We start from the raw sequence: 1,425 nt of genomic DNA on the forward strand, positions 1-1,425 counted from the left end.
GGTCACGTCCCGCTGAGTGGTGGAGTTTCTCAACACCGTGCGGGTCAGTTGTTTTAGTTTAGGCGGCGGCGAGTTCTGGGAGGATCACCGCCTCGTCGATGACCTCGATGGGGTTGTTCATGGTGGCCAGCTCGAGCATGGATGCTTCGGAGAAGTAGCGGCGTTCGCCGGCTTCCCACTCGTCGTGCTGCTCGATCAGAACCGACCCGGCCAGGCGCAGCAGCGCGGCTGAGTTGGGGAAAACACCGACGACGTCGGTGCGGCGTTTGATCTCCTTGTTGACCCGTTCCAGCGGGTTCGTCGACCAGATTTGGCGCCAGTGGCGCCGGGGGAACGCCGCGAACGCGAGCAAGTCTGGTTGGGCGTCGGTGAGCATCACCGCGACTTTTGGATGGGACCGGCCGAGCATCGTCGTGACCTCGCGGAACTGCTTCTCGATGTGCTCGCGGTCGGGCTGGGCGAAGATTGTTCGGATGATCGAGGCCACCATGTCCTGGGATCCCTTCGGGATCACGGCGAGGACGTTGCGCATGAAATGGACCCGGCATCTCTGCCAGCCAGCACCCTGGAACACCGTGCCGATGGCCTTCTTCAGCCCGGTGTGAGCATCAGACATGACCAGCTTCACCCCATCCAGCCCGCGGGTCTTCAACGACCGTAGGAACGCGGTCCAGAAGCCCTCGTTCTCGCTGTCACCGACGTCGAAGCCGAGGACTTCCCGGCGTCCGTCAGCGGCCACCCCGACCGCTACGACGATGGCTTGGGACACGATCCGGTGCCCGACCCGGGCCTTGCAGTAGGTGGCGTCGAGGAACACATACGGGAAGTCCTGCGCGGCCAAAGTCCGGTCCCGGAACTCGGCCACTTCCGCGTCCAGGCCCGCGCAGATCCGAGATACTTCCGACTTCGAGATCCCGGTGTCCGCGCCAAGCGCTTTGACCAGGTCGTCGACTTTCCGGGTCGAGACGCCGTGGACGTAGGCCTCCATCACGACCGCGAACAGGGCCTGGTCGACCCGCCGCCGCCGCTCCAACAGAGCCGGGAAGAACGACCCGGCGCGCAGCTTCGGGATCTTCAAATCGAGGTCCCCGGCCGTGGTCGACAAGATCCTCGGTCGGGAGCCGTTGCGGTACGTCGTGCGGTCGCCGGAGCGCTCGAACGGTGCCGCTCCGATCAACGCGGACGCCTCCGCATCGATCAGCTCCTGATACAACGTCTCGGTCGCGACCCGGATGCGGTCGGTAACATCGGTGAGTTTGAGATCGCCCAGCAGGTTGAGCAGGGCAGACTGATCTAGAGCCATCGTGGTTTGTGTCCTTCGTGAGTGGTTTAGTCGTTACTCACTGACCATCCCACGGTGGCTCTTCACGTCGACCATCCAACGCTCGAAACCCCGAAAACCACACCACTCCCGGGGACGCAACC

The 1,425-nt window shown here is 63.8% G+C and carries 1 protein-coding gene; it reads right to left on the reverse strand.

Features of this window, described 5'->3' with window-relative positions; translation table 11 throughout:
* Positions 1 to 58: 58 nt before the first annotated feature.
* The gene (locus ABIB54_RS17815; RefSeq protein WP_354576871.1) at positions 59 to 1,303 is read right to left on the reverse strand and encodes an IS256 family transposase; all 1,245 of its coding nucleotides are present in this window, start codon (positions 1,301 to 1,303) and stop codon (positions 59 to 61) included.
* Between the last annotated feature and the right edge of the window lie 122 nt (positions 1,304 to 1,425).

The organism is Frigoribacterium sp. UYMn621 (genome assembly GCF_040549525.1).
Classification (GTDB): domain Bacteria; phylum Actinomycetota; class Actinomycetes; order Actinomycetales; family Microbacteriaceae; genus Lacisediminihabitans.